General features: G+C 67.5%; 23 protein-coding genes. 7 read left to right on the top strand and 16 right to left on the bottom strand.

The features are described 5' to 3' along the window. Nucleotides 1–152: 152 nt before the first annotated feature. Complete coding sequence (locus AB0H00_RS16350) at nucleotides 153–707, top strand: type II toxin-antitoxin system PemK/MazF family toxin (RefSeq protein WP_357266452.1); 555 nt, start codon at nucleotides 153–155, stop codon at nucleotides 705–707. Nucleotides 708–768: 61 nt separating this feature from the next. On the opposite strand, the gene AB0H00_RS16345 is transcribed toward AB0H00_RS16350, so the two are convergent. Then, nucleotides 769–1,557: an aquaporin gene (locus AB0H00_RS16345; protein ID WP_357266449.1), complete on the bottom strand. Its 789-nt coding sequence runs from the start codon at nucleotides 1,555–1,557 to the stop codon at nucleotides 769–771. Nucleotides 1,558–2,242: 685 nt separating this feature from the next. Here AB0H00_RS16345 and rpsT point away from each other — a divergent pair. Together rpsT and AB0H00_RS16335 are read left to right on the top strand one after the other, a co-directional pair. Next, nucleotides 2,243–2,503: a 30S ribosomal protein S20 gene (gene rpsT / locus AB0H00_RS16340; protein WP_357266447.1), complete on the top strand. Its 261-nt coding sequence runs from the start codon at nucleotides 2,243–2,245 to the stop codon at nucleotides 2,501–2,503. A 203-nt stretch (nucleotides 2,504–2,706) separates the two neighbouring features. Further along, nucleotides 2,707–2,955 carry a hypothetical protein gene (locus AB0H00_RS16335; RefSeq protein ID WP_357266444.1) on the top strand — a complete coding sequence of 83 codons (249 nt, stop codon included), beginning with the start codon at nucleotides 2,707–2,709 and terminating at the stop codon, nucleotides 2,953–2,955. On the opposite strand, the gene AB0H00_RS16330 is transcribed toward AB0H00_RS16335, so the two are convergent. Then, nucleotides 2,939–3,787, bottom strand: a complete 849-nt coding sequence (locus tag AB0H00_RS16330) for a helix-turn-helix transcriptional regulator (protein ID WP_357266442.1) — start codon at nucleotides 3,785–3,787, stop codon at nucleotides 2,939–2,941. The two genes, AB0H00_RS16335 and AB0H00_RS16330, sit on opposite strands and share 17 nt — an antisense overlap. A gap of 435 nt (nucleotides 3,788–4,222) precedes the next feature. On the opposite strand from AB0H00_RS16330, the gene AB0H00_RS16325 reads away from it, so the two are divergent. From AB0H00_RS16325 to AB0H00_RS16315, 3 genes are all read left to right on the top strand, one after another. Then, complete coding sequence (locus tag AB0H00_RS16325; protein ID WP_357266441.1) at nucleotides 4,223–5,293, top strand: aldo/keto reductase; 1,071 nt, start codon at nucleotides 4,223–4,225, stop codon at nucleotides 5,291–5,293. A gap of 38 nt (nucleotides 5,294–5,331) precedes the next feature. Further along, entirely contained in the window at nucleotides 5,332–5,520 is a 189-nt protein-coding gene (locus tag AB0H00_RS16320) for a DUF2798 domain-containing protein (protein ID WP_357266439.1), read from the top strand. Between the two features lie 80 nt (nucleotides 5,521–5,600). Next, on the top strand, nucleotides 5,601–6,233 hold the full coding sequence (locus tag AB0H00_RS16315; protein WP_357266437.1) for a maleylpyruvate isomerase family mycothiol-dependent enzyme: 633 nt from the start codon (nucleotides 5,601–5,603) through the stop codon (nucleotides 6,231–6,233). A gap of 378 nt (nucleotides 6,234–6,611) precedes the next feature. Here AB0H00_RS16315 and holA read toward each other — a convergent pair whose 3' ends face one another. From holA to AB0H00_RS16265, 10 genes are all read right to left on the bottom strand, one after another. Further along, nucleotides 6,612–7,583, bottom strand: a complete 972-nt coding sequence (gene holA, locus AB0H00_RS16310) for a DNA polymerase III subunit delta (RefSeq protein WP_357266435.1) — start codon at nucleotides 7,581–7,583, stop codon at nucleotides 6,612–6,614. 491 nt (nucleotides 7,584–8,074) lie between these two features. Next, complete coding sequence (locus tag AB0H00_RS16305) at nucleotides 8,075–11,020, bottom strand: ComEC/Rec2 family competence protein (protein ID WP_357266433.1); 2,946 nt, start codon at nucleotides 11,018–11,020, stop codon at nucleotides 8,075–8,077. Beyond that, nucleotides 11,017–12,000, bottom strand: coding sequence for a helix-hairpin-helix domain-containing protein (locus AB0H00_RS16300; RefSeq protein ID WP_357266431.1), 984 nt, complete (start codon nucleotides 11,998–12,000; stop codon nucleotides 11,017–11,019). The genes AB0H00_RS16305 and AB0H00_RS16300 overlap by 4 nt, the downstream gene beginning before the upstream one ends. A gap of 186 nt (nucleotides 12,001–12,186) precedes the next feature. Beyond that, nucleotides 12,187–12,675: a GNAT family N-acetyltransferase gene (locus AB0H00_RS16295; protein WP_357266429.1), complete on the bottom strand. Its 489-nt coding sequence runs from the start codon at nucleotides 12,673–12,675 to the stop codon at nucleotides 12,187–12,189. A gap of 296 nt (nucleotides 12,676–12,971) precedes the next feature. Beyond that, nucleotides 12,972–13,814, bottom strand: a complete 843-nt coding sequence (locus AB0H00_RS16290; protein WP_357266427.1) for a DegV family protein — start codon at nucleotides 13,812–13,814, stop codon at nucleotides 12,972–12,974. A 3-nt stretch (nucleotides 13,815–13,817) separates the two neighbouring features. Next, nucleotides 13,818–14,552, bottom strand: a complete 735-nt coding sequence (gene octT, locus AB0H00_RS16285; protein WP_357266624.1) for a diglucosylglycerate octanoyltransferase — start codon at nucleotides 14,550–14,552, stop codon at nucleotides 13,818–13,820. Between the two features lie 802 nt (nucleotides 14,553–15,354). Then, nucleotides 15,355–16,053, bottom strand: a complete 699-nt coding sequence (locus tag AB0H00_RS16280; protein ID WP_357266425.1) for a histidine phosphatase family protein — start codon at nucleotides 16,051–16,053, stop codon at nucleotides 15,355–15,357. A gap of 22 nt (nucleotides 16,054–16,075) precedes the next feature. Next, a complete protein-coding gene (gene rsfS / locus AB0H00_RS16275; protein ID WP_357266423.1) occupies nucleotides 16,076–16,486 on the bottom strand; it encodes a ribosome silencing factor in 411 nt (136 codons plus the stop codon). Nucleotides 16,487–16,514: 28 nt separating this feature from the next. Then, on the bottom strand, nucleotides 16,515–17,156 hold the full coding sequence (gene nadD / locus AB0H00_RS16270; RefSeq protein ID WP_357266622.1) for a nicotinate-nucleotide adenylyltransferase: 642 nt from the start codon (nucleotides 17,154–17,156) through the stop codon (nucleotides 16,515–16,517). A gap of 325 nt (nucleotides 17,157–17,481) precedes the next feature. Beyond that, a complete protein-coding gene (locus tag AB0H00_RS16265) occupies nucleotides 17,482–18,159 on the bottom strand; it encodes a macro domain-containing protein (RefSeq protein ID WP_357266421.1) in 678 nt (225 codons plus the stop codon). A 104-nt stretch (nucleotides 18,160–18,263) separates the two neighbouring features. Here AB0H00_RS16265 and AB0H00_RS16260 point away from each other — a divergent pair, with 104 nt between their 5' ends. Continuing rightward, nucleotides 18,264–19,853, top strand: coding sequence for an ADP-ribosyltransferase domain-containing protein (locus AB0H00_RS16260; protein WP_357266419.1), 1,590 nt, complete (start codon nucleotides 18,264–18,266; stop codon nucleotides 19,851–19,853). 159 nt (nucleotides 19,854–20,012) lie between these two features. On the opposite strand, the gene AB0H00_RS16255 is transcribed toward AB0H00_RS16260, so the two are convergent. The 4 genes from AB0H00_RS16255 to AB0H00_RS16240 all read right to left on the bottom strand — a co-directional run bounded on the left by AB0H00_RS16255 (nucleotide 20,013) and on the right by AB0H00_RS16240 (nucleotide 26,349). Further along, nucleotides 20,013–21,521, bottom strand: a complete 1,509-nt coding sequence (locus AB0H00_RS16255) for an FAD-binding oxidoreductase (RefSeq protein WP_357266417.1) — start codon at nucleotides 21,519–21,521, stop codon at nucleotides 20,013–20,015. An 18-nt stretch (nucleotides 21,522–21,539) separates the two neighbouring features. Beyond that, nucleotides 21,540–22,967, bottom strand: a complete 1,428-nt coding sequence (locus tag AB0H00_RS16250) for an aminobutyraldehyde dehydrogenase (protein WP_357266415.1) — start codon at nucleotides 22,965–22,967, stop codon at nucleotides 21,540–21,542. Nucleotides 22,968–23,010: 43 nt separating this feature from the next. Then, complete coding sequence (locus AB0H00_RS16245) at nucleotides 23,011–24,258, bottom strand: cytochrome P450 (protein WP_357266413.1); 1,248 nt, start codon at nucleotides 24,256–24,258, stop codon at nucleotides 23,011–23,013. 129 nt (nucleotides 24,259–24,387) lie between these two features. Then, nucleotides 24,388–26,349, bottom strand: coding sequence for a hypothetical protein (locus AB0H00_RS16240; protein ID WP_357266411.1), 1,962 nt, complete (start codon nucleotides 26,347–26,349; stop codon nucleotides 24,388–24,390).

Genomic DNA, 26,349 nt, shown 5'->3' with positions numbered 1-26,349 from the left:
GACTCGCACCCGACGGGGCCGCGAATCTCGTGGCTTGCCCCCGGTTCCCGCCGCACTCCGAAATCATGCGCCGCCCAGATCGCGGATAACCTCGGCGACACGGCGAATCGGGCGCGGATGAGAAGAGGCGGACGCGCCGTTATTCTCCAGGGATGGCCCGAAGTTGGAACTCTCTCGGCAAGCAACTCGGTCTCCTCGCGAAGGAGCAGGGGCCCAAGATCGTCAAGCAGCAGGGACCCAAGCTGGTGGAACGACTGGTGGGGACGCTGGCGCAGCGTCGCGCGCCCAGCGGCGTGTCCGTGCGTCCTGCCGCGTCGACACCGGTCCCGACGGCCGAGCGGGCACGACAGATCGTTTATTCGCCGCAGCTGGACGGACGGGCCGATCCGGGCGAGATCGTCTGGACCTGGGTGCCCTTCGAGGAGGATCCGAGCAACGGCAAGGACCGGCCGGTGCTGGTGGTCGGCCGCGACCGCCGCACGCTGCTGGGCCTGATGCTGTCGTCGAATCCCGAACGCGCGTACGACCACAACTGGATCGGCATCGGCAGCGGGTCCTGGGACCACGACGCACGGCCCAGCTGGGTCCGGCTCGACCGGGTACTCGACGTGCCGGAGGCGAGCATCCGCCGCGAGGGAGCGATCCTGCCACGCAAGACCTTCGACTTGGTCGCACACCGGCTGGTGATCGAATACCGGTGGAGCTGAGCCGCTCCGGAACGTGGGGCCCGGACCGACACGGCCCACTGTCCGGCCCGGGGCCACGCCATCAGGAGAGCATCTCGCGGGAACGGCCGAACAGCAGGCCGTACACCAACGCGCCGAGCACGCCGCCGATCAGCGGGAACACCACGAACGCCCAGACCTGTCCCATCGCACCGTTCTGGTAGGGGGCCACGGCGAGACTGCGGGCCGGGTTGACCGAGGTGCCGTCCACCGGTATCGAGACCAAGTGGATCACCGCCAGCGTGACACCGATGGACAGCCCGGCCAGCGGTACGTCGGAGATCTGGTCGGTGGAGGCCAGCACCACGAATACCAGCAGTGCCGTCAGCATCACCTCGATGATGATCATGGCGGCCATCCCGTAACCGTTCTGCACGACCACCTCACCGAGCGGCCCGGTCTTCGCCGACGGACTGTGCGCGCCCCACCCGTTCGCACCGAGCCCGTCTACCGAGCGGTCATAGGATGGCAAATTCTTGGCCAGCGCGAACAACACGATGCCGGCCAAGAAACCGCCGATCAACTGGGCAATCACGTATCCGGCCGCGGACAACGCCCCCACCCGGCCGAGCAGCAACTGGCCGATCGTGACCGCCGGGTTGACATGGCAACCCGAGATCGGCCCGATCGCGTAGACCAGGAAAATCAGCGTGAGTCCGAAGGCCAGCGCAATCCCGAGCGCGCCGACCCGCTCCCCCGCCAGCACCGCCGTGCCGACGCCGCCGATCACCAGGACAAAGGTGCCGATCGCCTCGGCGCCCCATTTCTTGCTGTCGGGAATCGGTTTGTTCTCGGCAACCTCTTCCACGACTTCCTGAGCCGTTGGAGACATCTGTCCACCTTCCGTGTTCCAGACGTGGTGCTCTTGCGAGCCGTGGTACCGCTTCGACAACAGAGCCGCTCGAGATCAACGGTTGCTCGCCGGACGCTACGCGAGCCTGGTGATCTCTACATCGACTTCGAGATCGGTGGAGCCACCTACGGAGAATATGCCCTTCAGAGGCGGAACATCGGCATAATCGCGGCCGACCTCCATGGAAACGTGCTGTTCAGTGCTGGAGATGTTGTTCGTCGGGGTTGACCGTCGGGACGTAACCCCATCAGTCGTCGGTTCACGCCCCGTCCAGGCTAGCGACTATTCAGCAACCGTTACGCCGATCTCGGCGGACCGGTCGCGGGACAGATAGCCGGAAACACACCGGCTTGGACGCCCTGCTGCGCAGCGACGCCAGGGCCGAGTGCGCATAGGCGCCGTCCGCCCATCGCGGACGCAACGGCCCGACCCAGCTGGTCGCGCCGAAAGTTCCGCACGTCACTCGCCTCCGCCCGGCGGAACTCCTTCCGGACACAGCGGTCATCCGCACTTCAGGTCGGACACGCACCGATTTCGTGTGCCGAAGGGCGACTGGTACCCTCGATCTTCGGCGCTGCGTTACCCATTTACCCGGGGTTGTGTCGCGCGCTCCCGAACTTTTTCAGGACAAACATCCACCAGACAGGAACACGAGGAAACACGCGTGGCCAACATCAAGTCCCAGATGAAGCGGATCCGCACCAACGAGGAAGCGCGCAAGCGCAACCAGTCGGTCAAGTCCGCGCTGCGCACCGCCATCCGCAGCTTCCGGGAGGCCGCGGCCACCGGTGACAAGGAGCAGGCCATCGAGCGTCTGCAGTTCGCCAGCCGCAAGCTGGACAAGGCCGCCTCGAAGGGCGTCATCCACGCCAACCAGGCCGCCAACAAGAAATCGGCCCTGGCGTTGGCTCTCAACAAGCTCTGACGCGCCGGTACCGCACGCCGATACCGCCCACGCTCTGACGCAGCCGCCGTGGCCTCGATGACCACGGCGGCTTTTGTCGTGCCCAGACCGCGGCGCCGACGTTCGGCGGATCCGTCCTTCGTCCATTCGGTTCCACCTGGCCCTCTCCAGGGGATTCCGGATCAGCCCGCGCCGAGTCTATGGTTCCAGCTACCATTCGGCGCATGGTAACCGTGTATGCCAATCAGACCGTCGTCCGCGCCGAGGACCTGCCGGATGTGATCCGGGCGGCCGAGGTGCTCGGATTCGGCTTGAAGATCGAGAATGTGCTGGTTCCCGACGATGACGGCGGTTACTCGTTGGAGTGGATCGTCACGCGGGACGAGGACGTGCCCGCCTTCGAGGAGTGGGAAGGCCGCTACGAGGACGCGGAGGACGACGAGGAGTTGGTGGTACTCAGCTCCGCGGAGTAGTCCCGGTCACGGCTGGATCGGCGGCCAGCCGATCCAGCGCGGTCTGGGAATCCTCGTCCGCCGCCCGGTAGATGATGATCCTCTGGTCCGGATCCTGCACCGGCATCAGGACCTCATAAGTGACCACCAGCGGGCCCACCACCGGATGGCGCAGCGGCTTGTTCCCGCGCCCCTGCACCCGGACGTCGTGGCGGGCCCACGCTTGTTCGAACTCAGGGCTGTGCGCGGTGAACTCGGCGATCAGCTCGGCCAGCACCTGGTCGTCGGGGTGGGCGGCCCACGCCGCGCGCAGATCCGCGATGCCCTCGCGGATGATGCGTTCCCGTTCGACGTAGAACTCCCGCATACCCGGGGCCATCAGGCACAGCCACATGGAGTTGCGCTGCCGCTCTGGCAGGGCTCCGAAGTCGGTGATCAGCCGCGCCATCTCCCGGTTCCAGGCCAGGATGTCGTAGCGGTGGTTCACCAGCATCGCGGGCAACGGCGACAGATCGCGCACCAGCATGGCCAGCGCCGGCGCGGGCACCGTGCTCGGTTTGCCGTTGTTCGGCAGCCGCTGCAGCGCCAGATCGAACAGGTAGACGCGCTCGTCGCTGTTCAGCCGAAGCGCCTGTGACAGCGCCTCGAGTACCTCCGCCGACGGCCGCAGCCCGCGTCCCTGTTCGAGTCGCACGATGTAGTCCGTGCTCACTCCCGCCAGCTCGGCGACCTCCTCACGCCGCAGTCCCGGCGTCCGCCGCGCCTGTCTGCGCTGCGGCAATCCGAGGTCGCGTGGGGTCAGGCGTTCTCGCCGGGCCCGCAGGAAGGCCGCCAGTTCCTGTGTTCGATCCACGCCGCTTCCGGCCCCTCCGTTGTTACGCAAGCTTCCGCCTCCGGGCCTGAGGTTGCGGCGCGGTGTTGAATCTGCGCCGCTCTCGAGCCCTCCGTTGTTACGCAAGCTTCCCCGCCTCCGGGCCTGAGGTCGCGGCGCGGTGTTGAATCTGCGCCGCTCTCCGGCCCTCCGTGGTTACGCAAGCTTCCGCCTCCAGGCCTGAGGTCGCGGCGCCGTGTTGAATCTGCGCCGCTCTCCGGCCCTCCGTGGTTACGCAAGCTTCCGCCTCCAGGCCTGAGGTCGCGGCGCCGTCGCATTCACCGTGCCAGTCATCACCGTCGATCCTACGGCTGCCTAGGACTGGCTTTCCCAGGAAGAAGCCTCCCTTACCGCGCACCGCGCGCAGCTGAAGACTGGGTACCGACAACGCAGCATCTCGACGACAAGGAGCTGGACATGTCCGGAGCCCGCACCCTCGACACCTATCGGCTGCTCGGTCGCTCAGGTCTTCGGGTGTCTCCCCTGTCCCTCGGAACCATGACCTTCGGCGCCGACTGGGGCTGGGGCGCCGACAAGGACGAGGCACGCAAGATCTTCGACACCTACGTCGACCGCGGCGGCAACTTCATCGACACGGCCAACCAGTACACCAACGGTACTTCCGAGCAACTGCTTGGCGAATTCACCGCGGACAACCGCGAAAGCCTGGTGCTGGCAACCAAGTACACAATGCTGCGCCGCCCGGGCGACCCGAATTCCGGGGGCAACCACCGCAAGAGCATGTTCGCCTCGGTCGAGGCCAGCCTGCGCAGGCTGAACACCGACTACATCGACCTGCTCTACCTGCACGCCTGGGACTTCCTGACCCCGGTCGAGGAAATCCTGCGCGGCATGGACGATCTGGTGCGCACGGGCAAGGTGCTCTACGTGGGCATCTCCGACGCACCGGCCTGGCAGGTCGCCCGGATGCAGACCATCGCCGACCTACGTGGCTGGTCGCCGCTGATCGCGCTACAGATCGAATACAGCCTGATCGAGCGGACCGTGGAACGCGACCTCATCCCGATGGCGCGTGAGCTGGGCCTCGGGGTGATCCCGTGGTCGCCGCTGGCCAGTGGCGTACTCACCGGCAAGTACAGCCGCGCCGATCTGGACCACGAGGCGGAAAGTTCACCCGAGGGCAGCCGCAAGAACGTGGCCGCCGCCAACGGCTCGCTCACCGAACGCGGCCTCGCCATCGCCGACGTGGTGAAGGAGGTCGCGGGCGAAATCGGCACGACCCCCGCACAAGTCGCGTTGGCCTGGACCCTGCGCAACCCCGGTGTCACGTCGCCGATCATCGGCGCGCGTACCGCCGCGCAGCTCGAGGACAACCTCGGGGCGCTCGACGTCGAGTTCGACGCGGCCCAGCTCGTCCGGCTGGAGCAGGCCAGTGCCCTCGACCTCGGCTTCCCGCACGAGATGCTCGCCCGCCCGATGACGCGCAGCGTGACCTTCGGAGACCTGAAAATCGAAGGGCGCGACTGATCATCGGCAAGCTGTCCGCCCGCGACGCGGCGGTACTCATGCCCATGCTGCTGTCGATCCTGATGACCTGCATAGTTTCGCTGATCAGCACCCTGATGAGCGACGGTGTCGCGGTCGGCGTGTGGCTGCGTTCTTGGGCCGTGTCCTGGCCCATCGCGTTTCCGACGCTGCTGCTGGTGCTGCCTTTGGTTCGCCGCGCCACCGCAGCACTAGTCCAGACCCCGTAGCCACGTCACCGCTCGGGGCGATGAATTCCGGTCCGCCGAATCGTCTGTATCGGTGACAACACCGACCACGGAGAGCGACGATGGACTTGGACGAAATCATGGCGTGGACCCAGGCCGAACGGCTCGGGCTCGCCGAATTCCTCGACGAGCTGGACGAACACGAGTGGTTGGCCGACTCCCTGTGTCCCGGCTGGACCGTACACGACGTGCTCGCCCACGTCACGCTGTCCAACCGGGTCACCTTCTGGCCGACGATCGCCGGAGTGATCCGGGCTCGGGGGAACTGGAATCGGATGACCGAGCGGATGGCACGCGATCACGCCGCCCGCTACACACCGGCCGAGCTGATCGCGCAATTACGCGAGGGTGCCGGATCGGCGCGGCGGGCGCCGGGAGCCGGTCCACTGGATCCTTTGGTGGACACCATGATCCATGGACAGGACATCGCGCGGCCACTCGGGCGGGGGCGGGCGATGCCGACCGAACAGGCGGTCGTCGCGCTGGAACATGTGCTGCGCAGCCCGTTCTACGGCGCGGAGAAGCGGGTGCACGGCGTTCGGCTGATATCCACGGACGCGGACTGGTCGACAGGTGCCGGGACAGAGGAGATTCGCGGACCACTGAGCGACCTGCTGCTTATGGCGACCGGGCGCACAGCTGGGCTCGACGGCGTGACCGGGACGGGTGTGCAGCGAATCGCGAACAGACTGTAGGTGTCCGGAAGTCCGCACAACCGAAGGCGCGGACAGCGGCGACTGAAGCGCGCAACTGGCCAACCGGGCGACAACGCAGTGGTGTGTGGGGCGACGCAGGATAAGCGATGGCGCGAGCCAAGTCCGTTCGCGGAACCGATTGGATTCGCCGGCGCCAGCGACTCGGCAGTCCGGAAGCCGCTCCGATCGGCTGGCACGGCGCGGCGTGTCGCTCCAGCACACTGTTCGGCACCACCACACCGCAACCGCGACGGTCGAGGTGGGACGGCCGAAGGAAAGGCCGACAGTCGGCTACCTCTGTGGGCCTGGCGCGTCGCGATCAGCACCCACCGGCGAAACTGGTGACGACCTCAGAAGTCCCCGATGGATCCACCTCGGTCAGCTTGCGCCATGCAGATCCAGGATCTGGGTGAGGGCATGTTCGAGGGCGTAACCGGCGTCGGCGGCGCCGCCTTTGACGTCGGCGTTGAGAGTGGCGACCACCTGGAGGGCCGAGCCGATAGTCGCCGGGGTCCAGCTGCGGGCTTGCGCCTGCGCCTTTTTGACCTTCCATGGCGGCATGCCGAGCTGCTGGGCCAGTTTGAACGGGTCGCCGCGGCCTGCCGAGCCGACCCGCGCGATGGTGTGCACCGAATCGGCGAGGGCGTCGGCGAGCAGGACATACGGCACGCCACGGTCGTTCGCCCAGCGCAGTGCCTCCATCGCGCCGGGGCGGTCGCCCGCGACTGCGAGTTCGGCCACATCGAACCCGGAGACTTCGGCCTTGCCCGAGTAGTAGCGACGCACGGCCGCGCCATCGATCTTGCCTCCGGTGTCGGCGGCCAGCTGCGCGCACGCGGCCGCCAACTCGCGTAAATCCGAGCCCACCGCTTCCACCAAGACCTGCACGACTTCGCCCGACGCCCGGACACCGGCGTTGCGGAACTCGCCGCGAACGAACTCGATCCGCTGCGCGGCCTTGGTCAGCTTCGCGCAGTCGTGGGTGACGGCTCCAGCCTTCTGCAACGCGGGCACCAGAGCCTTTGCCCGCCCGCCCCCGGAGTGCAGGACCACCAGTACTACGCCCTCGGGCGGGTCCTGGGCCGCCTCGGTGATCACCGCGACCGCGTCTTTGCCCGCCTCGGCCGCCGCCTCGAGAACGATCACCCGATCCTCGGCAAACAGCGACGGGCTCAGCAGTTCGGCCAGCTCGGCAGTGCTCGCATCCCCCGCCCGCAGCCGATCCACCGGCACCGCGTCCCCGTCCGGCGCCGAGGCCCGCACCTGCGCGGTAACCTCCGCCAACGCGCGCTCGATCAGCAGCTCTTCTTCCCCGAGCGCCAAGTGCAACTGCGCGGGACGCCCGCTCATCACAGCGCCTTCCCCATACCCGACTCCACCGCGCCCGAGGGCCATGCCTCGGTGGTTCGCTCCCTCATGCCTTCACCTCGCTAGCGCTCGACTCCACCATGACCGAGAACTCGGCTGTGCCCATCGCTCGCTCGCTGCGCTCGCCCACGGCCTGATCCTACGATCTCCCACCGAGAATCGGAGCCCGGCACCTAGTCGGCCGACTGAAGCCGCCGAATCGCCTCGGCTCCCGCCGTCGGTGCGCTGCAGCGGTCGCCGAATGCCACCGTGCGTCCGACACAGGCTCGCACGCCCGCGATGCAGCTCTCGCTTTGGTCGCCGCCGCGGCCAACTCCGAAGTCAGCTGACGACACCGAAAAACTACACCGCCGCGAATTCTCCGGAGCCGCGCGCACCGAACCAGCGGCCCAACTGCATCACCATGCTTAGTGGCCCCCGGGCGATCGACAAGCCGCATCGCCCATTCGATGAGGACCTTCCGACCTCGTGACTCAGCGAGAGGTCGTCATGCCCAGGCTTCGGCCGTCGCCGACGATCACGATGTCGCCACGCTGGTCGGTGCGGGCCACCGTCGCGCCGAGAGCCGACAGTTCCGCGAGGACGGCGGGATTCGGGTGGCCGAAAGTGTTGTCTGCGCCGACACTGACGAGAACGAGGCGGGGACGCACAGAGTCGAGGAAATCCCTTGTGGTAGTGCGTGATCCGTGGTGTGGAAGCTTGAGGATATCGGCCTGGATGGGGATTCCGGCATGCATCAGCGCGCGCTGCGCGGGTGCTTCGATATCACCGGTGAGCAGGATGCGACCAGCGGGAGTGCTGGCGGCGACGACCACGGAGCGATCGTTCGCGTCATCCGCTTCGGCTCCGGGGATGGGCCGTGGCCCACGCAGGTTCGGCGCCAGCACTTCGAGTTCGACCGCGCCGAAACTCAACACCTGTCCGGCGGACACCTCCAACAGCGGCACCCCTGCATTTCTGGCGACGGTCGCGACCTGCGACAGACCCGCGACCGGCACCAGTGGGTCGGTGCTGCCGGCCCGATTCACCGTCGGCGCATGCCCGTATCCCCCAGGCCGGCAAGGAATGTCCGCCCGTGCCGAAGCGCCGTCGCCGGTCCGGTCGCCTCCGGACAGTCGCCACTCGGCCACGGATGCCGTCTTGTCGTGGGTACGTACCTGCACACCCGCGTCACGCTCGACTGCGTTATCGAGCCCGTCGCCGGTTCGGAACCGCACATCCGCGTCACTCTCAGCGGCGCGCCCGCCACCGGCACGGAACCGCGCACCCGCATTACCCTCGACAGCACTATCGTGTCCGGCACCGGTTCGGAACCGCGCAACTCTGGGGCCCACGCGGATGTCGCGCACACGGCTGGGCCAGGCGTCCGCATGTCTCCGCTCGCCTGACGGTGTCGCGGGATTATTTGATTCGCAGTTCGCGTCGGCCCCAAGGGGCGGGTGCGCGTGTTCGGATGCGATGGCTGGTGGGAGTCCGTCGAGTTCGTGCAGGCCGACAGCTATAGCGGCGACCGCTCGGTTCTGCAAGGCGCCGGTCAGGCCGCCGATGTGGTCGGCATGCGGATGGGTGAGGATGAGCAGGGGGATCTGCGAGATATGGAGGCGGTCCAGACAGGTTCGGATCGGACCCGGGTCGGGTCCGACGTCGATCACCACGGCGGTGCCGGGACCGACCGCGAGGGCAAGGCCGTCGCCTTGGCCGACGTCGCAAGCCGCGAGGATCCAGCCGTTCGGCGGCCAGCCGGGATGCCAGACGCGGACCGGGACCAGTATCGCCGCGACGCCGAGCGCGACCGCGGCGGCGATTCGACGCACGGCACGCGAGCGCAGCGCCACGATGGCGGTCGCGATGACGACGGTCGCCATCAGCCCACCCGCGACACCGTCCGGCACCGCGACAGACGCCCCGGGTAGGGCGGCCGCATGTTCGGCGACGAACAACAACCACCACATCGGTGGAGCGACGCACCGTAGAACGAGACCGGCGAGTGGCGAGCAGAGGCACGACAGGACCGCACCACCTGCCCCTATTACGGTGATCGGCGCGACGACCGGTGCCACAAGGACATTGGCGAGGACGGCAACGAGGCTGAGCCGCCCTGTAAGTGCCATCATGATCGGCGCGGTGACCACGAACGCTCCCGCGGACACCGCGACGATCTCGGCGGGTGCGCGCCACCACCCCCTGGCCCGCAACCAATCGGCCCAGCTGGGCGCCACCAGAATCAGACCGGCGGTCGCGACAACCGACAGCGCGAAACCAGCGTTCACGGCGAGTCCGGGCCACAAGGCGAGCAGCGCGATGGTCGCGGCGCACAGCGCGGGCAGTGCCTGTTTCCGACGACCGGTGATCAAGGCCAGCACCGTGATCGCACCCATCGCCCCGGCACGCAGCACACTCGGGTCCGGACGCGCGACGACCACGAACATGAGCAGCGCCGCCGCCGCGACAGTCGCCGCGGTACGCGGGCCGAGTGTCAACAGCCGCACGGCGAACAACACGACGGATAAGAGGATGGTGAAGTTCGCGCCACTGACCACACAGAGGTGTTGCATCCCCGCGACGTCGAACTCGTCGCGGACCTGGGCGGGTAGCGCCGAGGTGTCGCCGACGACGAGCGCAGGCAGGAGCCCCGCGGCGTCGGCCGGCAGAACCCGCGCGGCCGCCGCCGCGAAGTCGGCACGCACCGAGCCCGCGACGCCCTGCCACCACGGCAACGGTCCGACGACCTTCGGCGGTCCGTGCGCGCTCAGCGCCACGACGGTGAGATCGGCTCGACGCGGCTGATCCACCCGCGCCAGGAACTCGACCGGCCTGCCGGGCGACAGCTCGGCCCATTCCTCCCCGGTGGCAAGGACCACCACCGCACCACCGGCACGAACTGTCGCGCCGCCGCGCCGGTACTCCCGCAGATCCGCCCGGATCACCCATTGCTTATCACCACCGAATGTCTTGCTGCGCACAGCTTTCGGATCGTCGGTCGGCGTCGCTACTACGTGTAGCGACTGTCCCGACGCTGCCCGCAGCGGATGTGTCGCCACCCGATGTGCCCGCCACGCCGCGGCGGCCGCGAATCCCGCGCCGAGCACCACGGCCGCGAGTGCCACCACCGCCACGGCCCGCCATCGTTCACCGCGGTGCGCGATCGCCCACAGCAACAGCACCCACAGCCCGATAGCCAACACGGCCAATGCGGCGGCCAGCATCACTCCCGTCCTCCACCCCGCCGTCAACGCCACGATCGTCGCTGCCCAGCAGCACAGGGCCGCGGGCAATAGCCTGGCATCGAGCACCTGCGCGGCATCGGGATCGTCTCGAGCCGAACGGTGACCGCCGGCGTGTGCAGTGGCGTCGTCCCCCTCCGAACGTGCACCTGTTGCGCTCGTCGAGCCGATCGCGCCGCTCGAGCCGGACCTCATACCGTCACCAGATCGCGCAGCCGGGCAAGCCGGGCGGGGCCGATTCCCTCGACCTCCCCGAGTTGCTCCACGGACGTGAAGCGACCATTGGTGGTACGCCAGCTGACGATGGCGCGGGCGGTGACCGGCCCGACACCCGGAAGGGCGTCGAGTTCGGTCTCGGAAGCGGTATTGAGGTCGACCCTGGCCGCCGGGCCCGACGGGCGGCCCGAGGAAGACGACGAGCCGGACGGTGGGCGACCGCCCGCGCCGATCGTCGAGCTGCCGGGCTGCGGCAGACCCGGGTTCGGTGCAACCCGACCGACCAGCACCTGGTCTCCATCCGACAGACGCTGGGCGAGGTTGAGGCCGCTGGTGTCGGCGCCGTCGGTCGGTCCGCCTGCCGCGGCGATCGCGTCGGCGACCCGCGATCCCCCGGGCAGCCGGACCAGACCGGTGTGATGGACCAGGCCGACGACGCTGACGACCAGTTCGGTCGCCGACTGGCCCGGATCAGTGTGCACCGGCAACGCACCGGGCGGCGCGGCTGTGCTCGCCGACAGAACCGCGGCAGGTCGCGAAGCGGCCGTCGACCGTATCGCGGGCAGCGGCGGAACCGCCTGGGCTATCGGACGCTCACGGAACACGACCACCGCGGCGACCGCCATCGCGGCCAGCCCGACCACCACCAGCGCGCGCACACCGCGACGGCCCGGATCGAGCCGGACACCCCGGAACCGTACCGGCACAAGGCGATCCCGCCAGCCCGAGCCGACAACCGGTTCCTCGAGCCAGCCGGGAGACCGCACGCGACCGACCTCGCGCTCGTTCTCCTCCGCCGGGTCCAGGTCGGCGGGCAACTGCTCGAGATCCCATTGCCCCAACCCGGCGGGCCGACCGGCCGCGCGGAGGCCCGCACCGGCCGTTCTGCTCGCCCCGATCTGGGCGGTCAGGGCGCCCAGTCGCCGTCGCACTCGCTCGCGTTCGTCCTGTCGTGACATGGCGGCGACGGTAGTGCCACAGCACGGCGGAAGGCCCCACACGACCAGCGAATTCAATGAACCTGTTGATAGCGATCGCACTGTGGACAACTCGATCCGGAGACACGGGTCAGCGGCTGCGACAAGCCTGGCGCGACACCGACTGCACCCCGCCATTCCTCCTCCGCAATACGCTGATCCGACACGTCAGCTCAGATCTTTGGCGAAGCAGTTCGACAACGGCAGCGGCTCGTACGGCGAGAAGATCGGAATCCGATGGTAGCCACTGCGTCGGTAGAACCGAACCGCTTCCGGTTGCAGGTGACCGGTCTGCAAAATCAGTCGCGGGCGCCCCGCCGCGCGGGCGGCGTCCTCGGCGGCGCCCAGGAGCAGCGCCGCGGCGCCGGAACCGCGGTGCGCCGGACGAACGAACATCCGTTTGACTTCGAGATCGTCGACGTTCCAGCGGATCCCGGCGTGGCCGACGGGCTCATCCGAGTACGCGACGAAGGTGCGGTGCACAGTGGCGGGATCGACCGCATGCGGGTCGGTGCGCAACGTCTGCTCCAGGTCGGCGTAGCGCGGTCGGACCTCGGCGGCCATCTCCGCACGCAGTGCCACCGCATCGGGATGCTCCCAGTGGACCGAGGACACGGTCAGCGGCGGACGGATCGGTGGAATCGCGGAACTCCTCATCAGATGCTCAGCGCGAATTCCTCCTCGTTCACGAGCGGGAGGAAGCGCTTTCCTCCTTTTGATGTCGGTGGTGGCGGCTGGGTTGTCGGGATGGATGAAGTGGTGCGGTACAGCTATCGGCTGCGGCCGCGCTGCGGAGTGCGCTTTGCCGGCTGAGTGGCACCGCTGCCGGTTTCTGTGGAATGGAGCCGTCCATCAGCAGAAATCGGGGAGCGCACCGACGTTCGGCACATCGAGCAAGCTCCTGACCGATGCCCGCCGCGCTCGAATACGGATCACCGAGATCGCTGCTCGGGTCAGGCGCAGCCGCCGGGGACGACGAGAACGCCGACGGCGCCGAGGCCGAGATGGACGGCGAGAATGGGGCCGAATTCGGCGATCACGAGTTCACGGATGCCGGGGATGAGGTCACGCAACTGGGCGGCAACGGTGTTTGCCGCGTCCGCGGCGGCGAGATGCTGGACGGCGACCGCCGCGCCGCCCTCGCCTGCGGCGTCGACGGCCGCCGCGACGAGTTTCGCGTACGCCTTGGAGCGGGTGCGGGCTTTCTCGCGGAGTTCGAGTCGCCCCTCGACGATGTGCAACAGCGGCTTGGTGACCAACTCCGTGCCGAAGAACGCCGCCGCGGACGACAGCCTGCCACCGCGCCGCAGCTGCTCCGTGCGGTTGACGAGGATGAACGCGCGGGCGCGGCTGGAGGTGGTGACCGCCGTGTCGTAGACGACGTCCAGCGGTGCCCCGGCACGCGCCCGCCGCGCGGCGGCAAGCACCGGCAGCCCGGTCGCCAGCCCAGCGCCCAGCGAGTCGACCAGGCGCACCCGGTCGGCGGCGTCCATGTCGCGGACAGCCTGCCGACCCGCTTCCCAGGTCGCGGACAGTTGCCGGGAAATGTGCACCGCGACAACGCCGTCACCGCCGCTGAGCATCAGTGCCTGCTCGTACACCGCGCGAAGCTCCCCCGGCGACGCCGCGGAAGTGGTCACCGTGTCCGCGGCGTAGTCGATATCGACCGGATCCACACCTTCCCTGATTGCCCGGTCACCGATCAGGACATGCAGCGGGGCGACGACGATATCCAGCTCGTCGACGTGTTCGGCAGGGAGGCTGGCGGACGAATCGGTGACGACCACGACGGCCACGGACTACCGAACCTCCTGCAGGGTCTTCACCATCGCGTTGGCCACGGCGGTGTGCCCCGCCCAGCCCCAGTGGATTCCGTCCGGGTTCGCCTCACCGGAGAAGATGTTGTCGCGCACCGCTTCAGCGAGGTCGACCAGCGGCACCGAGGTGCGGCCCGACCAGGCTCGCAACGCCTTGACGGCGCGCTCCCGACCGGAGTGTACGCGCCCGTAGGCGTCGCATTGATGCACCGACGGCAGCACCGCGACAACCGGCAGATCGGGCCGCAGCTGAGCCAGCGCGTCGCGCGACTGTTCCAGGTAGTCGACGCTCACCTTCGGCGGAAGCGCCACGGGACGGCCGAGTTTCGAGAGTTTCGGCTGCAACCAGGTATAGGTGGCGCGGACCGCGCGGCGGATGGCGGGCGGGCGCACGTAACGGATCAGCTCACGTAGCGCGGTCGGCAGTGGCGAGGGTAGCGTGTCCATGCCGCCGACGGCGAAGACCACCGCACCGGCGCGCGGTACCGCGGCCCACACGCGCGGATCACCGATGAGTGCCCAGTAGGCATCGCGGCAGGTCCAGCCGATACGGCCGACCAGTTCGACGTCCCAATCCAATTCGGCGGCAACCAGGTTCGGCCAAATCCGCGGATCGTCGGCGGGCAGCCCACCCTTCGGCCCGAAATAGGCGAGCGAGTCGGCGATCACCAGCAGCACGGGGCGCGGGGAATTCCGCGGTTCGGCGGGTTCTTCCACTTCCACCGATTCTGCTGTGGGAGAGGAAGATTCGGCAACTACGACAGACTCTGCTTCCTGAATTACCGCGTCAGCGGCGGACTCGGCAACTGATTCCGACTCCGCTGCGAGAACCAGGCCGGTGGCAGAATCGGCGTTGGCGGCAACTTCCGGGTCCACGGAAAGCTCCGCATCAGCCGCAAGCCCCGCGGCCGCGGCAACTTCCGCATCCGCGGCCGAGTCTGCGGCGGCAAGCCCCGCGTCCGTGGCAACCTCCGCATCGGCGGCGCACTGGGCGGCAGCGACTTCCGAGTCGGCGGCAGGCTCCGCATCAGCCGCAAGCTCCGCGTTCAGGGCACGGGCCACGTCGGCGGCAACCTCGGCGTCAGCCGCAGGCCACGCGGCGGTGGCGGCTTCGGCGTCGGCGACGACCCCGACGGCAAGCTCGTCGTCGCGGATGCGGTCGATATCGACGGCGGCTGCGGCGGATGGGCCGGTCTCGACCCCCACGACGACGGAATCGGTTGCCGGATCAGCAGACTCCACCACGGCGGCAGCCGCGACATCACCATCCGCGACGACGACTCCGACAGCATCGGCTACCGCTGCGTCACCCTCCGCGTCCGCTCCATCGGATTCCTCGGCGGATGGCGTTTCCGCCGCGCCGGATTCACCGATCGCGCCCGACGACGCTCCGTCGGGCTGGACACCGGATTCGTGTCGAGCCGGTGGCGGGCCGCCGAACAGCGCGTCCGGCAAGTGTCGTTCGGCTTTGGCCGAAACCTTCCGGAACAGTTCGTCCGGGACCGACCTGATCGGCTCTTCAGAGGACATCGGGTGCTACCTTCGCCGCTGCGTTCCACACATCCAGACGCCAGCCGGGCTGTTCGATGCTCGGGCCGTGGCTGCTGAGCTGCACCCAGCTGGTGTTGGCCAGTCCTCCGAGGATGGGCCAGTTCTGGGGCGGCAGGTCGAGCAGCGCGGCCGTGAGGGCTGCGATCAGCCCGCCGTGCGCCACCAGGATGATAGTCCGGCCGGGCCAGTCCTGCCGCTCGACAAGCAATTCCTGGACCACCGGCAGCGACCTCGCGCCGACCTCGAGTTTGCTCTCACCGTTCGGCGGGGTGTAGCTCGCGTCGAGCCGCCACGCCATGCGCGCGCCCGGGTAGTCGGCGTCGACCTCGAGGTGAGTCAATCCCTCCCAGTCGCCGAGGTCGGTCTCCCGCAGCCGGGTGTCCGGGGCGATGGTCAGCCCGGTGTGGTCGGCAAGCGCCGTAGCGGTGTCGAACGCACGGCGCAGGTCCGAGGAGAGAATCGCGATGGCGTTGCGCGACACGAGTTCGCGGGCAGCCTCTTTGGCCTGCCTGCGACCGAGCTCGGTGAGATCGGTGTCGATCTGGCCCTGCATCCGGTCGGTGGCATTCCATTCGGTTTGCCCGTGGCGCAGCAGGATCAAGGTGCGCACTCCGGCGTATTTGCTCACGGTCTCGCCCCACCGATGATCGGCGTGGCCGCGAAGCATGTTGTCGCGACAGCTCGTTCGCTCACCGGGCCTCGTCCTCCGTCGCCGCGCCGGACCGAACCTCCGGCGTGCCGGTGATCCCCTCGACCGGCACGACCGGGCAATCCTTCCACAGACGTTCCAGGGCATAGAAATTGCGCTCGTCGTTGTGCTGAATGTGCACCACGACGTCGACGTAGTCCAGCAGTGCCCAGCGGCCTTCTCGGGTGCCCTCGCGCCGGACCGGCTTGTGCCCGGCCGCGCGCAGCTTCTCTTCCACGTTGTCGACGATGGCATTCACCTGGCGCTCGTTGGGCGCGGAAGCGATCACGAAGCAGTCGGTGATCACCAGTTGCTCGGACACGTCGAGCACCACCACGTCGGCGGCCAGCTTCTCGTCCGCCGCACGCGCGGCTACCTGCGCAATCTCCACCGACTCGACAGACGCCGTCATACCCGCACCTCGCTGCGCTCGCTCACGCTCAGCTACCTTCCGCTGCTCCGGGCACATACAGGTGCCGCTTCGATATGTACTGCACCACGCCGTCGGGGACGAGGTACCACACCGGCCGGTTCTCGGCGGCGCGGCGACGGCATTCGCTCGACGAGATCGCCAGCGCCGGGATCTCGATCATGGTCACCGCGTCGGCCGGAAAATCCCGCAGATGCTCCTCGAGATGATCGGTGTTCAGCTCGTACCCCGGACGGCTCACCCCGACAAACTTCGCCAGTTCGAACAGTTCCGCCCAATCCTGCCATGTCAGGATGCTGGCCAGAGCGTCAGCACCGGTGATGAAGTACAGCTCGGCGTCGGGATTCTGCGTCTGCATCTCCCGCAGCGTATCGACGGTGTAGGTGACCTTGCCACGGTCGATGTCCATGCGGCTGACCGAGAACCGGGGGTTGGACGCGGTCGCGATAACGGTCATCAGATAGCGGTCCTCGGCCGGGCTGACCTGCTTATGCGCCTTCTGCCATGGCTCGCCGGTTGGGACGAAGATCACTTCATCCAGGTCGAAGCGGTTCGCGACCTCACTGGCCGCGACCAGGTGACCGTGGTGGATAGGGTCGAACGTGCCGCCCATCACGCCCAGCTTGCGGCGGCGCCGACCTGTTTCGTGCATGACTGCCGAGCTTAACGGGTCGGCTCCGGCCTGCTCGGGCCGGTCAGCGGGGCGGACGTCAACTGCGGACGACCGCCCACGCGGTGGGCTCGGCACCATGGTCGACATGACACGCATCGCACAGGGCTTTCTCGAGCTCCAGAGGCAGTGAACTCGCCATTCCTGCACGTCAACGGTGAAAGATTCCCACCCGCCAGGAGTGAAGTGCAGCGCATGGCCCGTCGGGTTCTTCGAGTTCACACGCCTTCGTGAAGGATGATCTCGAGGCGGGCGCCCGCGACGTGCGCTGGACCTGGTGACCGCACCGTCCGAGAATGCCGGTCGATCAGCGGCCGGTCGCGGAGCGTTCGGGTCGCACGATGCGTACCCGCTGGTCGGTGGGCGCATTTTCGATGTCGTCGAGTTGCGCGATGATTGTGCTGCGCAGGTCGTCGTAGTCTTCGAACCGGTAGTCCTTGAACAACGTGTAGCCCGTCCACATCAGGTTGGCGCACACGCGGGCAGGCACACGGCCGGTTTCGGCGCCCATGCCGACCAGCGCCACAGACTCGATGCTGCCTGGCGCCTCGTTGTTCTGTCGGTGGATCGCCTGGAACCCGGCAGCACACGCCAAGGCCACATTCAGGGTTTCGCTGACGTTCTGTGCCGACGTTTCCATAGTCGGCGTGGAGATCAGGAACTTCGGGTTGGTCGCCCCGGACGGAACGCACACCGCGCTTCCAACCGGAAGTCTTCCTGCACACTGATCACGGATCGTCCGCTGCACTCGCAGTTGGATCCCCGCCCCGAGGTGCCGCTTGATGACCGCGTCGACCCCTCCGTCCATCCGACCCCGGGAGTTGGTCGGGGTGACCCAGGCATCGACGTACTTCTCGAGAATTGAGCCTCTATGGATCTCGATCTCGGGGTTGTCGGCGAATGCCGCCCGCCACGCCTCTACAACGTGCGGGTTGATGTCGGTCAACACCACCCTCAGCGGCGCCTGCACTCGGTTCATACTCATGATCCACTCCAATAGAGATCCGGTTCTTCCACCGTTCGCGACGCTACAGCGCCCCACTGACATGGCCGCTCCCCGAGCGTATTTCATGACATATAGTGCCGATGGTGAGCACAAACGATCCGCTTGCCCTTGCTGAATTGTTCAAAGGCGGCGGTGAACCGTGGCTTCCACTGCTGAAGCCGGTCATTGAGGCACAGCCGGACGCGGCCATGTTCATGGGTCCGGGCAGAAGCCCGCACGTGGTTCCGGTTCGGGAACTGACCTTCCAGGCGCTGAAGCCCAATCCACCGCACAAGTGGAAGGTCGTCGTCTTCGGCCAGAACCCGTACCCGCGGCCGGAGAGCGCCACCGGCATCGCCATGTTCGACAACAGCTTCCACAACTGGAAAGACAGCCAGTTCGGAAGGGTCGTCAGCATCCGCTGCATTATCAAAGCAGCGGCGATGTGGAAGTACGGCATACCCAAGAAGACCCCGATTGCCGACATTCGCGCACTGCTGCACGAGCAGGATACCGTCCAGCCGCCGGAATGGTTCCAGGCGATGCTCACCCAGGGCGTGCTGCTGCTGAACGCGGCGCTCACCGCCAGTGGCGACGGGGCGATGGGAACCGACCAGCACACGGCGTTCTGGCGTCCCGTTGCCGAGCGGATCGTCGAAGAGATCCTCAGGGCCAAGCAGAACGCCGACGAGGCCGACCGTGGTGTCGTCTTCGCGTGGTGGGGTGCCCACGCACGCAGTCTGAAAAATGTTGTCCTGCGACTCCAGAAGAAGTATCCCCAGGTCGAGGTCCGGCATGTAGACCACGCCAATCCCGCGGCGCAGGGCGACATCTTCTGCAACGGTGACCATTTCGAAACGGTGAACGCGGCCCTCGCAGCGCTGGGCGCCGAGGAGATCGACTGGTTGCCGAGCACCGGGTGGAACAAGCTTGCGGCGGAAGCCGGCGGGACGGACCACGGTATTGCCGAACGCATGGGCGCGTTCATCGCGTCCACCATGGAGCTGCATCAGCTGTACCTCGAACGGCTCGCGAGCGTCAAGGACGAGGGGCTCGTCCTCCCCGCGATCACCGGTGTGTTCGAGACCCCGCTCATGGACTTCCACGACGCCATCGCCCCGGTCGCCAAGCTGCTGTCCGGTCTCGACCGGCACGCCGCGCCGTCGCACGAGTTCGGCAAGAGGCGGGCGGACCAGACGAGCGGGAGTCCGTCCGCCGACGCGATTGCCGCGCTCCACCTCTACACCTGCGAGTCCGCTTTCTATCGGCAGATCAACACCGTCCTGCGCGCCCCGGACCGGGCGAAACTACTCCCATACCTCCCGTACCTGCGACTGCTGTTCTCGGCGGTGTCGCAGCTTCCCACCCGCAGCGAGCCGTTGTGGCGCGGGGTATCGCTGGACCTGCGTGCGCAGTATTCGCCAGGCCGGACCGTGACCTGGTGGGGAGTGTCCTCCTGCACGTCCAAGCCCAGCGTGGCGCGGGCATTCCTCGGTAGTCGCGGTAAGCGGACACTCTTCGAGGTGCTCCCCACCCGGGCGGTGAGCATCCGGAATTTCTCCGCGTTCACCGACGAAGAGGAATTCATCCTCTTGCCGGGCACTCAACTGGAGGTGACGGACGTCAAGGCCGAGCGCGGTGGACTGTACATCGTGAAGTTGACCGAATCGGACGAGCAACCCCTCGTGTCCTGAGCATCGAGCCGCACCAGTAGTTCGGAGCGAATGTCTGCAAACAGTGCGCGACAGCGTGATCGCCTTCGCCATCGCCCCGAGCTGCTCGGGGTTCGGATAGCGGTCCTCGACAGGCTGACCCCGCTTCTGCGACTTCCGCTCGAAAGAACCGGGGCGACTTCAAGAGCTTGTGGTCGGGGTGTATCGGCCGGACAGGATGTCGTGCGGATCGAGGACTCGCTTGATGGCGGCGACACAGCGCCAGAAATCGTCGTCTGTTCGCTCGATGAACCGGTCGATCGAGTCCACGTCCATCCGCACCGGATAGATTCCCCCGGCTTCGAGTCGGCGCAGCAACAGATCCTTGTAGGCGTGCGCCGCGGCCACCGCACGTGCGTCGTTCCGGTCGAAGTAGAACGGGAACAAGCCGAACAGCGCTGTGGCACCGGCTCTTTCGTACAGCTGCGAGGTCGGCATCCTCGCCTCCTCGGCCGTCGCGCGCACGATCGAGGAGCATGCTGCCATCCGGCCCCCGGCGAACGGCAGTGTCACATTCGCGCACAACATGCCCGGCAGGTCACGGTCGTGATCGAGATCCACCGAGTCCGGCGGCACCGACTTGCCGGCCATGTCGGCGAACCCGATCAGCAGGCGGTCGGAGGGCGTGCCGTTCACCAGCCCCAGTCGCGCCTGCGCCAGTAACCGGTCCTGCGTATTCTCCGGCGGGGTTTGGTCACCTTCGGTGTCGGCCGCAACGAAGTGATCCGTCGAACCGTCGAGTCGCCGCCGGAGTTCGCGCACTGCCTCGGCCCGCATGGCGGCGACTCCGTTGAGCACGACCTGCGCCTTCCACACGGACGGATCGGTATTGCCGAAATACCGGATGATCGGGTCGGTGCCGTCGGTGATCCGCAGGTGTCCGGTGATGACACCGTCGTCCTTGGCGAGCCACAGTGCGTCGACCACCTCGGTAAGGCGGCTCTCGGCCACTTCGAATGTCACTACCGTCAGCGGCGCGACCGGATGCAGGCGCAGAACGATTTTGGTGACGATGCCGAAGCCGGACTGCACGAACAACCCGCGCAGGTCTGGGCCGAGGCCGGGCGGGTAGTGGTGAACCACGGTTCCGTGGTCGGGTAGATGCCACAGGCCGGTCCGCACGACTCCCCCGTTCCCGAGCACCACCTCGACGCCGAGCAAGTCGTCCACCCGAGCACCGAGATTGCCGCAGCCTCGGTCCAGCACGTTCCCGACGATGCTGGTGTCGGTGCCCGCGCCCGTCACGTTCAGCTTGAGCCGAGTTCCGTGCTCGGCAAGGTGCCTGGACAACTGTCCCTGGGTCACACCTGATTCGATCACCGCATACCGGAAGCGGGTATCGATGTCCACGATCCGGTTCATGCCTGCCAGGTCGACCAGGGCAACCGGACCGAGGCTCGGCAGCGCCGAGCCGAATCCCCAGTTGCGTCCGGTGCTCACCGGATGCACCCGAACATCCGTGGCGCGTGCGACGTCCATGACGCCGCGCACCTCGTCGAGCGAGGTGGGCCGGAGCACAGCGTGCAGGTCGCGCGCCGCGAACTCCGACACATTCATCCCGTAGTGCGCGAGCTCGCGCGGGTCGGTGGAGACCGCCGAGGCACCGAGCGCGGCGCGCCAACCGGAGATCGCCCGTTCGATCGCTTCCATCCGCGAGTTCCTCATGTGCTAGTTGGATGATCCGGTGTGGTGTACCACATGCTTGATTCGCGAGTAGTCATCCAAGGAGTACGTCGACAGGTCCTTACCGAACCCGGAATACTTGAAGCCACCATGGGGCATTTCGGACGGATAGGCGAAGTGCGTATTGACCCGCACGGTGCCGTAATCGAGCCGCTGGCAGAGCCGCATCGCCCGCGCGTCGTCGCGCGTCCACACACCGGCGGCGAGCCCATAGTCGACTCCATTGGCTGCCCGGACGGCGTCGTCTTCGGTGGCGAATCGCTGGATGGTGATCACCGGTCCGAAAACCTCACGCTGTGTGATCTCGTCGTCTTGGCGCACGTCAGCGACAACCGTCGGCTGGAAGAAGTAGCCGATGTCACCGGCGACCGCGCCTCCGGTCAGCACGCGGGCGTGCGACGGGAGCCGCTCGAGGAAACCTGATACCCGCTGGAGTTGGCGGGCGTTGTTCAGCGGTCCGTACAGCGCCCCCGGATCCGACGGTGGTCCGGTCCGGCACGAGCGGGCGGCGGTGACCAGTGCGTCCACCAGTTCGTCGTAGATCTCATGGTGGGCGAGGATGCGGGTCGCCGCCGTGCAATCCTGCCCGGCGTTGCCGAATCCGGCCTCGATGGCGGTCGCCGTGACAGCCGTGATGTCCGCGTCCGGGAACACGATCACAGGTGTCTTGCCGCCGAGCTCGAAATGCAACCGTTTGAGGTGCGGCGCCGAGGTTCTGGCGACCTCGATCCCCGTCTCGACGGATCCGGTCAACGACACGAGGCTCGGAGTCGGATGTGCCACCATGCGGCGCCCGGTGTCGTCCCCGCCGCAAATGACGTTCAACACCCCGGCGGGTAGGTGTGCGGCCGCGAGGTCGGCGAACATGAGCGCGGTGGTCGGTGTGGTCTCCGCTGGCTTCAGCACCACGGCGTTGCCCGCGGCGATCGCGGGAGCCGCCTTGAGGACCGCCATCATCAACGGATAGTTCCAGGGGGCCAGTTGCGCGCAAACGCCCACCGGCTCGCGCCGCACATACGAGGTGTGGTCCGGCACGTACTCGGCGGCGGACTTGCCCTCGAGTATCCGCGCAGCGCCGGCGAAGAAGCGCAGCTGGTCGACGACAAGGGACACATCGGACGCCGCCCGGTTCCCGGTGTTGCGGACCTCCGCCTCGGTGAACTCGTCCGCACGCCGCTCCAACTCGTCGGCGATACGCAGCAGTGCCAGCTGCCGTTCGGCGGGCGTTGTCGACCGCCACTTCTCGAAGCCGGCCGTCGCGGCCCGCACCGCCACATCGACATCGGCCGCGCCGCAGATCGGCGCCCGCAGGTACGCCTCCGCGGTGCACGGGTCGATCACATCCTGGTAGACCGCGTCCTTCGGCGTCACGAATTCGCCATCGACGAAGTTCTCCAGGGCATCGGTAACCATGCACAACCCTCTCGTCCGAAGTGCCGTATCGAGTCTGTCTCGCTCACGCACGCGCGGTGACGCGCAATGACTGAAAGCCATGAAATCCGAGGTTGTTGTTCCAGTCGAGATCTTGCCGGCACACCCGCAGATGGGGCATTCGGCGATAGAGCGATGCCAACCCGATTCGGGTCGTGGAGCGCACCAGTGGATCGCCGAAACACAGGTGCCGGCCGGCTCCGAAGGTCAGGTGTTCGTTGGGGCTCGGCCGGGTGAGGATGAGCTCGTCCGCTCGGGAGAACTTCTCGGCATCCCGATTAGCCGATCCGATGTACAGCAACAATGGCTGTCCCTCCCGAATAGGGGCTTCCACACCGTTGCGACAGAGGTAGGTGAAGTCGGCGCCTGCGACACGACCGATGAACTGGACCGGGTTGCAGTACCGCAGCAGTTCCTCGACAGCCGTGGCCGCGGTGTTCTCCTCGAGCAGCAACTGCCGCTCATGCGGTGGCCGTTGGTCGAGCGCGTGCACGCTGTTTCCGATGAGATATCGGATCGATGCGGCACCGGCGAACAGCAACAAGGCGGACTGGGCAATGACTTCTTCCTCATCGAATCGGTAACCGTGGCTTTCGGTACGGCGCATCTGGTGCATCAAGCCGCCGCGCTGTTCGGACCGTCTCGCGGACTCCGGCGCGGACAGGAACCGCACCAGCTCCCGAGTACTGCGCTGCGTTCGATGGACGTGTTCGGTGGATACCTGAGTGGACCCGAACAAATGGGCGATATCGTCGGTCCACCGTGTGAGATCGGCATGGGCCTCGCTCGGCACACCAAGGAGGTCCGCGATAACGATGGCCGACAGCGGAAAGGCGAAATCCGACATCATATCGAATTCGTCTTGGTCGATACCGTCGAGCAAATCGGCGACCACACGCTGGATCAATGGCTCGACCCGCTCGTCGCGAAACGGGGCGTAGCTGCGGTTGGCGTGCCGCCGCAACCGGGTATGGCTCGCGCCGTCGTGAAAGGCCAACCAGCGTTCGAACACGCTGAGCATATCGCCGAAGCCGGATTGCTGATCGGGCGGCAGGAACCGCAGGGGTACGTCCGCCCGTGAGTTGGACAATCGCTCATCCGACATGAGCGCCCGGCAATCCGCGTACGAAAAGAAAAGCCACGTGCCGCCGAAGATTCTTTCCGAAAAATACGCAGGCTGCGCGAAACGCATCTTCGCATAGAAAGGGAACGGATCGGGAATGTAGCCGACCTCGTTGTGCGAGAAAGTCTCCACGGAGAGGCTTTGCGACATCAGGGCCCTTCTTGCCGACGATATCAATGCACGACCGCTAGTCTGCATGCCTCCCTCGCCGAAAGACTCCCCAGAAGCGGGAACGCGTGGCCCAAGTGATGTCGAACGTGTCGGCATGCCGATGCGGTACTAAGGGCTCAGCTTCGCTTCATCGCCGATCGCCAGCATCCGAGCCAATTGCTCGCGGGTGTGCGCGAGTTCCTCGGCCGCTTCGGTCGAGTGATCGGCCAGCGCCGCCAGTTCGTCGGTGAGCGCCCGCATCGACGGGAGCCAGCGCTCCGGATCGCCGCTGGCGTACACCTGGAGCCAGGCCGCCGACCGCTGGCAGCGTGCCTGGGACACCACTCGGCCCAAGTCTGCCCAGAGCTCGGCCGCGCGGCGGTAGGCCGACACCGCCTCGTCGTCCTGCCCGCAGCACTCCAGGGCGGCGGCGGCCGACCACGCGAGATCAGCGTGCAGTTCCTTGCGATCCGGGTCGTGCTCGACGAGGCGAGCCCCCTCGATGAAGTGGTGCGCCGCGTCGCGGTGCCGGTTCAGCGCGGTCAGCGATCGGCCGAACTGCGCTCGCACCACGGCCAATTCGGCGGGCGGGTAGGGAATTTCCGCTCCCGCGAACGCCTGGTCGAACAATGCGACCGCCTCGCCGTGACGCTCGGCGCGATGGAAGGCGCGCGCGGCGACCATGGTGTGGTGCAGCACGTCCGGTTCGGACAGGCCCTCCCATCGGGCGGCGGCGCGGACCGCGGCGTCGGCCAAGTCGAGCGTGCGGTCCGGCCGGCTCGCGATCGCGATGACGAGTTGCGAGCCGAGCCGGGCGAGGTGATCATCGGGCAGCACCGCCGCGCCGAACGTCAGCGCCTCCCGCAGGTGTGCCTCCGCCTCTTCGGGCGCGGCGGCGAGCCGGGCGGAACCGAGTTCGGCGAGCCGCCGCGCCTCGGCGACCCGGTCGCCGGTGAAGTCGTCAGCGGTGGGAATCGCGGCCGGGACGCTCGTCGGATGAGGCAGCCTGCTGCCCACGCCGAGCGGCAGCTGGTCCAGCAGCGGTTGCGCGGCGAGTCGAGCGGCTGTCCGCAGGCTGACCGTGCTGTTGCCGTTGCGTGCGTCGTATCTGGCGCATAAGTCCCCGATCTCGACCTCCAGGTCCGCACGCACCGATTCCACGGTCTCCGCCCCGAGCGGCAGATCATTCAGGCCGCGCGCTACCAGTCTGCGCAACAGCACGCAGACGCCGGTCGCGAAGGCGAGCCGTGCGGCGGCGTCCGCGCCCGGGTCGGTGAGCCAGCTCAGGTGTTCGGCGAGGATTTCCAGCCCGCGCGCCTCGTTGCCGGTCAGCGCGCAGAACTCTAGGTGCAGCGCGACCGAGGGCCGCAGGTCCTCGGTGTGCCGCACCAACGGGTACCCGGTCAGATGCGCGCTGCGCGCGGCGGCGACGCGGCCGGTGCGCACCAGCGGCAGCAGGGCCTGCGCGAGCACCCGGTGCGGTTCCTCGGCGCAGGTCCGATCGCCGTCCAGCACGGGCTGCCAGTGGGCGAGACCGGCCTCGTCGTCGCCGAGATACACCCTGGCGGTGCCCCATTCGTTGCGCTCACAAGCATCGCAATCGGACATGCTGTCGCGCGGCGCCGCGAGCGCTGACTCCAGCAGGGCGGCGGCACCCTCACGGTCCCCGATCTCACGGGCCAGCTCCGAACGCAATGCGAGCACCGGGCGCAGGCTGTACCCGCGCTGGCGGTAGCGGTCCTCCAGTTCGTCGAACCAGCGATACACCGTCGGCAGCGGCATCGCGGGGTTGTCGATCAACCCCCAGGTCATCCACTTCAAGTACCAGTGCACCAAATGAGTCATCGATCCCATCTCCGCGGGGTTGTCGTCGTAGCTGCGCAGCAGCCTGCCGTATGCGACCGGCGCCAGATCACGTTCGCCCGCATAGGTATAGGACTTGGCCAGCTCCAGCAGCACACGACCCTCGAGCGCGCGGTCCGGTCCCGTTTTCGCGGCAGCGGAGAGCGTTTCGAGTCGTTCGGTACGCATCCGGCCCGGTGGCAGGGCGCAGGCCTGTGCAAGGGCGGCAGTGATCTCGGCGGAATCCAT

The sequence above is a fragment of the Nocardia sp. NPDC023852 genome (genome assembly GCF_040639505.1).
Taxonomy (GTDB): Bacteria; Actinomycetota; Actinomycetes; order Mycobacteriales; family Mycobacteriaceae; genus Nocardia.
This window is presented reverse-complemented; position numbering and strand designations above follow the sequence as displayed.

What these genes read in the sequence shown, in the direction of transcription:
- nadD (WP_357266622.1), bottom strand. Translation starts at nt 17,156, where the DNA reads ATGCACGAAACAGGTCGGCGCCGCCGCAAGCTGGGCGTGATGGGCGGC.
- AB0H00_RS16255 (WP_357266417.1), bottom strand. Translation starts at nt 21,521, where the DNA reads ATGGAAGCGATCGAACGGGCGATCTCCGGTTGGCGCGCCGCGCTCGGT.
- AB0H00_RS16265 (WP_357266421.1), bottom strand. Translation starts at nt 18,159, where the DNA reads ATGAGTATGAACCGAGTGCAGGCGCCGCTGAGGGTGGTGTTGACCGAC.
- AB0H00_RS16295 (WP_357266429.1), bottom strand. Translation starts at nt 12,675, where the DNA reads ATGAGGAGTTCCGCGATTCCACCGATCCGTCCGCCGCTGACCGTGTCC.
- holA (WP_357266435.1), bottom strand. Translation starts at nt 7,583, where the DNA reads ATGAGCGGGCGTCCCGCGCAGTTGCACTTGGCGCTCGGGGAAGAAGAG.
- AB0H00_RS16245 (WP_357266413.1), bottom strand. Translation starts at nt 24,258, where the DNA reads ATGTCGCAAAGCCTCTCCGTGGAGACTTTCTCGCACAACGAGGTCGGC.
- AB0H00_RS16240 (WP_357266411.1), bottom strand. Translation starts at nt 26,349, where the DNA reads ATGGATTCCGCCGAGATCACTGCCGCCCTTGCACAGGCCTGCGCCCTG.
- AB0H00_RS16300 (WP_357266431.1), bottom strand. Translation starts at nt 12,000, where the DNA reads ATGTCACGACAGGACGAACGCGAGCGAGTGCGACGGCGACTGGGCGCC.
- AB0H00_RS16305 (WP_357266433.1), bottom strand. Translation starts at nt 11,020, where the DNA reads ATGAGGTCCGGCTCGAGCGGCGCGATCGGCTCGACGAGCGCAACAGGT.
- AB0H00_RS16280 (WP_357266425.1), bottom strand. Translation starts at nt 16,053, where the DNA reads ATGCTTCGCGGCCACGCCGATCATCGGTGGGGCGAGACCGTGAGCAAA.
- AB0H00_RS16345 (WP_357266449.1), bottom strand. Translation starts at nt 1,557, where the DNA reads ATGTCTCCAACGGCTCAGGAAGTCGTGGAAGAGGTTGCCGAGAACAAA.
- AB0H00_RS16315 (WP_357266437.1), top strand. Translation starts at nt 5,601, where the DNA reads ATGGACTTGGACGAAATCATGGCGTGGACCCAGGCCGAACGGCTCGGG.
- AB0H00_RS16320 (WP_357266439.1), top strand. Translation starts at nt 5,332, where the DNA reads ATGCCCATGCTGCTGTCGATCCTGATGACCTGCATAGTTTCGCTGATC.
- rsfS (WP_357266423.1), bottom strand. Translation starts at nt 16,486, where the DNA reads ATGACGGCGTCTGTCGAGTCGGTGGAGATTGCGCAGGTAGCCGCGCGT.
- AB0H00_RS16335 (WP_357266444.1), top strand. Translation starts at nt 2,707, where the DNA reads ATGGTAACCGTGTATGCCAATCAGACCGTCGTCCGCGCCGAGGACCTG.
- AB0H00_RS16350 (WP_357266452.1), top strand. Translation starts at nt 153, where the DNA reads ATGGCCCGAAGTTGGAACTCTCTCGGCAAGCAACTCGGTCTCCTCGCG.
- AB0H00_RS16250 (WP_357266415.1), bottom strand. Translation starts at nt 22,967, where the DNA reads ATGGTTACCGATGCCCTGGAGAACTTCGTCGATGGCGAATTCGTGACG.
- AB0H00_RS16325 (WP_357266441.1), top strand. Translation starts at nt 4,223, where the DNA reads ATGTCCGGAGCCCGCACCCTCGACACCTATCGGCTGCTCGGTCGCTCA.